Here is a 6,368-nt window from a genome sequence, read left to right as displayed (position 1 = left end):
GGGCGGGATGGGGCTCGGGTGGAGTGGGGTGGGTGGGCTGGGTTGGGGTCAGGAAGGCGGCTAGGGCGAGGGGGGTGAGGAGGAGGGGCGTCATACAGGGAATGTGCCGTTGGGCGGGGTGGGTGGCGGCGGGAATCTTGGGGGTTGTGGACAAGTGGGGCCGGTTAGGTGTGGGTGGGGGGTCTCCCGTAGACTTTTGGTGGCGTCCCGCATGAGCGGGACGACTTCGCACGCCCGCATGCCTAAGGCTGACTCCAGATCTCTGGTGGCGGCTGGTGGGCGCACCACTCGGTCCCGGTTCGTCCGGGATTGGTGCGCGCTGGCGTCAGGCGCCGCGGACCACCTGGTCCGTGGCGAGACAACCGAGACAGGCGTCTCCGGCCGAGCCGGAGCGCGACAGGAGGAACACCTCATGGCCGTCGTGACCATGAAGCAGCTGCTCGAGAGCGGCGTCCACTTCGGGCACCAGACCCGTCGCTGGAACCCGAAGATGAAGCGATTCATCTTCACCGAGCGCAACGGCATCTACATCATCGACCTGCAGCAGTCGCTGTCGTACATCGACCGCGCCTACGAGTTCGTCCGGAGCACCGTTGCCTCCGGCGGCGCGATCCTGTTCGTCGGCACCAAGAAGCAGGCCCAGGAAGCGATCGCCGAGCAGGCGACCCGGGTCGGCATGCCCTACGTGAACCAGCGCTGGCTGGGCGGCATGCTCACCAACTTCCAGACTGTCAACAAGCGGCTCCAGCGGCTCAAGGAGCTCGAGCTGTTGGACTTCGACGACGTCGCCGCCTCCGGTGTGACGAAGAAGGAACTGCTGCAGAAGCGTCGCGAGCACGACAAGCTGCTCAAGACCCTCGGCGGTATCCGTGACATGGCCCGCGTTCCGGCCGCCGTCTGGATCGTCGACACCAAGAAGGAGCACCTCGCCGTCGACGAGGCGCGCAAGCTGAAGCTGCCGATCATCGGCATCCTGGACACCAACTGCGACCCGGACGAGGTCGACTTCCCGATCCCGGGCAACGACGACGCGATCCGTTCGGTCGGCCTGCTGACCCGCGTGGTCGCCGACGCCGTCGCCGACGGTCTGATGTCGCGCGGTGGCCAGGGTGCTGCCGCGGCCGGCGAAGAGCTGGGCGCCGAGGAGCCGCTGGCTGCCTGGGAGCGCGAGCTGCTGGAGAGCCAGAACGGCGCCACCACCGAGGCCAAGACCGACGAGGCCCCGGCCGCTGCGGCTGAGGCCCCGGCTGTCGAGACCCCTGCTGCTGAGGCCGCTGTCGAGACCCCTGCCCCTGAGGCCGCTGTCGAGGCGCCTGCCGCCGAGGCCGCTGCTGAGGCTCCGGCCGCTGAGGCGACCGAGGCTCCGGCTGCCGACGAGGCTCCGAAGACCGAGGCCTGATCGGTCTGTCATCGCCGGGCGCGGGAGCCTGCCGCCGTACTGCGGTGGCCAGGCCCGGCGCCCGGCGATGACCAACCACCGGCCCCGGCCGGTGAATCCCACCAGCTGACGCACCAAACAAGACGAGAGATCGAGGAATGGCGAACTACACCGCCGCTGACGTGAAGAGGCTCCGCGACGCCACCGGCGCGGGCATGATGGACGCGAAGAAGGCGCTCGAGACCACCGACGGCGACTTCGACAAGGCGATCGAGGAGCTGCGCATCCACGGCGCGGCCAAGGCCGCCAAGCGTGGCGCCGAGCGTTCCGCCACCAACGGCCTGGTGGCCGCTGCGGAGACCGCGCTGATCCAGCTCAACTGCGAGACCGACTTCGTCGCCAAGAACGAGCAGTTCCAGCAGCTCGCGGCCGACATCGTCGCGCATGCGTCGGCCAGCAAGGTCGGCGACGTCGAGGGTCTGCTCGGCGAGAAGCTTGCCGACGGCAAGAGCGTCGCGGAGAACATCGAGGCGCTCGCCGCGGTGATCGGCGAGAAGCTCGAGCTGGGCAAGGTCGCCGTGTTCGACGGCAAGGTCGCGGCGTACATGCACAAGCGTGCCGCCGACCTGCCGGCCCAGGTGGGCGTGCTGGTCGAATTCGAGGGCGACAACATCGACGCGGCCCGCGGTGCGGCCATGCAGGCCGCCGCGATGCGCCCGCTGTACACCACCCGCGAAGAGGTCCCGGCCGAGACGGTCGAGAGCGAGAAGCGGATCGCCGAGGCGACCGCGCGCGAGGAGGGCAAGCCCGAGCAGGCGCTGCCGAAGATCGTCGAAGGCCGGGTGAACGGCTTCTTCAAGGAGGTCGTGCTGCTCGAGCAGTCCTCGGTGCAGGAGAGCAAGAAGACCGTCAAGGCGGTCCTCGACGAGGCCGGCGTGACCGTCAAGCGGTTCGCTCGCTTCGAGGTCGGAGCCTGACGGCTCAGCGACCACCGCTAGACAAAGCAGTAGCCGACGAGGAGGCCGGAATCGTGACGGAAACCCTGGGTACCGAGACGAATCCGGCCTCTTCGCCGTTCGATCCGGCCTATCGCCGGGTGCTGCTGAAGTTGTCGGGTGAGGTGTTCGGCGGCGGCAAGCTCGGCGTCGACCCCGACGTGGTGAACTCGATCGCCAAGCAGATCGCCGAAGTGGTGCGGTCCGGCGTACAGGTCGCCGTGGTGGTCGGCGGCGGCAACTTCTTCCGCGGTGCTGAGCTGCAGCAGCGGGGGATGGAGCGCAACCGCGCCGACTACATGGGCATGCTCGGCACGGTGATGAACTGCCTGGCGCTGCAGGACTTCCTGGAGAAGCTGGGCGTCGAGACCCGGGTCCAGACCGCCATCACGATGGGTCAGGTCGCCGAGCCGTACATCCCGCGCAAGGCCGACCGGCACCTGTCCAAGGGCCGCGTGGTGATCTTCGGCGCCGGGTCCGGTATGCCGTACTTCTCCACCGACACCGTCGCCGCCCAGCGTGCGCTGGAGATCGGCGCCGAGACGCTGCTGATGGGTAAGCAGGGTGTCGACGGGGTCTACGACTCCGACCCCAAGAAGAATCCCGACGCGGTCAAGTTCGACCAGCTGTCGTACGACGACTTCCTGGCTCGCGGCCTCCGGGTCGCCGACGCGACGGCGATCAGCCTGGCCCGGGACAACGCGCTGCCGATCGTGATCTTCGGACTCGAGGAGGGCAACATCGCCCGCGTCGTCCGGGGTGAGAAGATCGGCACGGTCGTCTCACCAGGTCACTAGAGCGTCTCCCAGTCCAACGCACTAAGATCGGCCAACACACGGGCTGACGTCCGTTATCTGGTAGACCAGCGTTCGTAGGGTTGGATCAGGCCGCACCGACGCGGCCCCGAGGAAGCGAGGAATGTCGTGATCGACCAAGCACTCCGCGAAGCCGAGCAGAAGATGGCGAAGGCCGTGGAGGTCGCCAAGGACGACTTCGCCGCGATCCGCACCGGCCGGGCGCACCCGTCGATGTTCTCGAACATCGTGGCGGACTACTACGGCTCGCCGACGCCGCTGCAGCAGCTGGCCGGTTTCCAGGTGCCGGACCCCCGTACCGTGCTCATCTCGCCGTACGACAAGGGCGCGATGGTGGCGATCGAGAAGGCGATCCGCGACTCCGACCTCGGCGTGAACCCGGGCAACGACGGCTCGGTGATCCGGGTGACGATGCCGCAGCTCACCGAGGAGCGCCGCAAGGAGTACATCAAGGTCGCCAAGACCAAGGGCGAGGACGCCAAGATCTCGGTGCGAAGCATCCGCCGGCACGCCAAGGACTCGATCGACAAGTCGGTCAAGGACGGCGAAGCAGGCGAGGACGAGGGCAAGAGTGCTGAGAAGCGGCTCGACGGGATGACGAAGAAGTACGTCGACTCGATCGACCAGCTGCTCAAGCACAAGGAAGCCGAACTGCTCGAGGTGTGATGGGCGTCGAGAGTACGCCCGCGCCCAGCCGCGCCGGGCGCAACCTGCCCGCTTCCATCGCGGTCGGCCTCGGACTCGGTGCGGTGATCGCCGGGTCGCTCTTGTGGCAGAAGGTTCTGTTCATCTTCGTCGTGCTGGCCGCCGTCCTGGTGGCCGTCGACGAGCTGATCCGTGTTTTCCACGCCGGCGGAGCGAAGCTGTTCCGGGTCCCGCTGTTCGCCGGTACGACGGCCATGGTGGTCGCTGCGTACTTCGGCGGACCGCTGGCCCTGCTGGTCGCGCTGGCCCTCACAGTGCTGGCGGCGATCTTCTGGCGGATGCCCAGTGGTGCGCACGGATTCGTCCGTGACGTCACGACGAGCGTGTTCCTGCTCGGCTACGTGCCGATGCTGGCCGCGTTCGCGATCCTGCTGGTGCAGCCGGAGGACGACGGCCCCGGTCGGGTGGGGGTGTTCTTCCTCGTCGTGGTGGCCAGCGATGTCGGCGGCTATGTGGTCGGCGTGCTGTTCGGCAAGCATCCGATGGCGCCGACGATCAGCCCGAAGAAGTCCTGGGAAGGTTTCGCCGGCTCCACCCTGGCCTGTATCGGTGCCGGCATCGGCTCCGTGGTCTGGCTGCTCGACGGTCACTGGTGGGTCGGTGCCATCGTCGGCGCGGTCGCCGTGCTGACCGCGACGGTGGGGGATCTGGCCGAGTCGATGATCAAGCGCGACCTCGGGATCAAGGACATGTCGAACCTGCTGCCGGGTCACGGTGGCGTGATGGACCGGCTGGATTCCTTGCTGGCAACAGCTCCTGCGGTCTGGTTGTTGTTGCACCTCCTCGTGTGACACCGTTCGTTTGACGTACGCGGGGCCGCCGGGTTTGCTGGCCGTATGACCATCGCACCCGACGGCCGTTCCCTGGTCGGCGACGTCGTCCGCCTGGACCGGCTTGTTGCCTCCGACATCGATTCCCTGTACGCCGCGATCGGCACCGAGACGGTGTACGCCGGTGGCTTCGGTGGCGGTCCTGCCGCACTTCCGGCCAACGTCGAGCACATGCGCGAGACGTGGGTGCCCGCAGCGGCCCAGCGGTTCGCGTACATCGTCCGGCTGGCCGCCGACAGCGAACTGGGCGCCGAAGGCACCGTCGTCGGTACGACGAGCCTCGGCGACGTCGACCTGCACAACGAGGCCGCCCACATCGGCTGGACCGGTTATGCGCCCGCTGTCTGGGGCACGAAGGTCAATCCAGCGGCGAAGTTTCTGCTGCTCCAGCACGCCTTCGAGGAGTGTGGCTTCGGCCGGGTCAAGATCCAGACCGGTTTGACCAACACCCGGTCGCAGGCGGCGATCGCCAAGCTGGGTGCCACCCGTGAGGGTGTGCTCAGGCGGCACAAGAAGCTGGCCGACGGTTCGTTTCGGGACACGGTGGTCTTCTCGATCCTGGCCGACGAGTGGCCGGACGTCCGCACGGGACTCCAGGCGCGAATCAGCGACTGACAGCGGTCCTGAGCAACGCGAGCTCGGCCAGCAGTCGATAGGACTCGAGCAGGTCAGCGCGGTCGTAGGTATTGGTGGTCACCAGTACTTCGTCCGCGCCGGTTCGTTGCACCAGCCCGCCCAATGCGGCGTCGACCTCTGCCGGCGTCCCGTAGATCTGCCCGCTCAACGACTGCTCGAAGAAGCCACGTTCCTTCTCGGTCATGTCGAGCCGCAGCACGTCCTCGACCGACTGTAGCGGCGGGAAGACTCCACGGGTGCGGGAGAAGGCGCTGGACCACGCCTCAGGCAGCAGTAGGCGCCTAGCCGCTTCCGTGGTGGCTGCGACGGCGACAGTGGCCGCCAACACGACGTACGGGCTGCTGGCCCATGGGGAAGGCTGGAAGTCGGTCCGGTAGCGGTCTAGGAGGCCCAGGAGCTCCTGCTCGCCTTTGACGCCGGCAATCACCAGGGGGAGTCCGAGTGACGCTGCAAGGAGGGCGCCCTCTCCGATAGCGAGGATGAAGGGCGGCACGGTCAGGCCTTCACCAGGGCGCGCATGGACCTGCGGGTGGTTCTGCTGGGTGCCGGTGAAGTAACCGAGCAACTCACGCACCTGAGCGCTGAAGTCCTCCGCTACGTCCTTCTCGACGCCAAGCGCCCGCCGGATGCCGTTGGTGAAGCCGACTGAGCGACCCAGCCCCATGTCGACCCGCCCGGGGAACAGCGACTCCAGTACGCCGAACTGCTCGGCCACGACGAGCGGCTGATGGTTGGGGAGCATGACCCCACCAGTGCCGACCCGGATCCGAGCCGTGGACGCCGCGACGGCTGCAGCCAGCACAGTGGGCGCCGACCCGACCACACCGGGCACGCTGTGGTGCTCAGAGACCCAGAAGCGGTGGTACCCGAGTTCCTCGACCTGTTGGGCCAGCTGGACCGTACTGCGAAGCGTCTGCGCCTCGGTCTCGCCGGCACGGGTCCGCGACCGGTCAAGAACCGACAACGGCACCCCAGCGAGCGCCGTACGGGGGAGGGAGTCCATAGCTGG

At 67.8% G+C, this 6,368-nt stretch carries 7 protein-coding genes; 6 read left to right on the top strand and 1 reads right to left on the bottom strand.

Going from position 1 to position 6,368, the window contains the following annotated elements:
- Positions 1-412: 412 nt before the first annotated feature.
- The 6 genes from rpsB (at position 413) to A3ES_RS0133195 (ending at position 5,338) form a co-directional block, all read left to right on the top strand.
- Positions 413-1,399, top strand: a complete 987-nt coding sequence (gene rpsB, locus A3ES_RS0133220; protein WP_020391164.1) for a 30S ribosomal protein S2 — start codon at positions 413-415, stop codon at positions 1,397-1,399.
- A gap of 137 nt (positions 1,400-1,536) precedes the next feature.
- Complete coding sequence (gene tsf, locus A3ES_RS0133215) at positions 1,537-2,355, top strand: translation elongation factor Ts (protein ID WP_020391163.1); 819 nt, start codon at positions 1,537-1,539, stop codon at positions 2,353-2,355.
- 53 nt (positions 2,356-2,408) lie between these two features.
- Positions 2,409-3,170 carry a UMP kinase gene (gene pyrH, locus A3ES_RS0133210; RefSeq protein ID WP_020391162.1) on the top strand — a complete coding sequence of 254 codons (762 nt, stop codon included), beginning with the start codon at positions 2,409-2,411 and terminating at the stop codon, positions 3,168-3,170.
- Between the two features lie 129 nt (positions 3,171-3,299).
- Entirely contained in the window at positions 3,300-3,854 is a 555-nt protein-coding gene (gene frr, locus A3ES_RS0133205) for a ribosome recycling factor (protein ID WP_272944657.1), read from the top strand.
- On the top strand, positions 3,854-4,684 hold the full coding sequence (locus A3ES_RS0133200) for a phosphatidate cytidylyltransferase (RefSeq protein WP_020391160.1): 831 nt from the start codon (positions 3,854-3,856) through the stop codon (positions 4,682-4,684). Before frr ends, A3ES_RS0133200 begins: the two co-directional genes overlap by 1 nt.
- A gap of 45 nt (positions 4,685-4,729) precedes the next feature.
- Complete coding sequence (locus tag A3ES_RS0133195; RefSeq protein WP_020391159.1) at positions 4,730-5,338, top strand: GNAT family N-acetyltransferase; 609 nt, start codon at positions 4,730-4,732, stop codon at positions 5,336-5,338.
- On the opposite strand, the gene A3ES_RS0133190 is transcribed toward A3ES_RS0133195, so the two are convergent.
- Positions 5,328-6,362: an MsnO8 family LLM class oxidoreductase gene (locus tag A3ES_RS0133190; protein ID WP_020391158.1), complete on the bottom strand. Its 1,035-nt coding sequence runs from the start codon at positions 6,360-6,362 to the stop codon at positions 5,328-5,330. The genes A3ES_RS0133195 and A3ES_RS0133190 overlap by 11 nt on opposite strands.
- Between the last annotated feature and the right edge of the window lie 6 nt (positions 6,363-6,368).

It is taken from the genome of Kribbella catacumbae DSM 19601 (assembly GCF_000372465.1).
Classification (GTDB): Bacteria; Actinomycetota; Actinomycetes; order Propionibacteriales; family Kribbellaceae; genus Kribbella; species Kribbella catacumbae.
The sequence above is the reverse complement of the archived record's forward strand: the minus strand, read 5'-3'. Positions and strand labels throughout refer to the sequence as shown.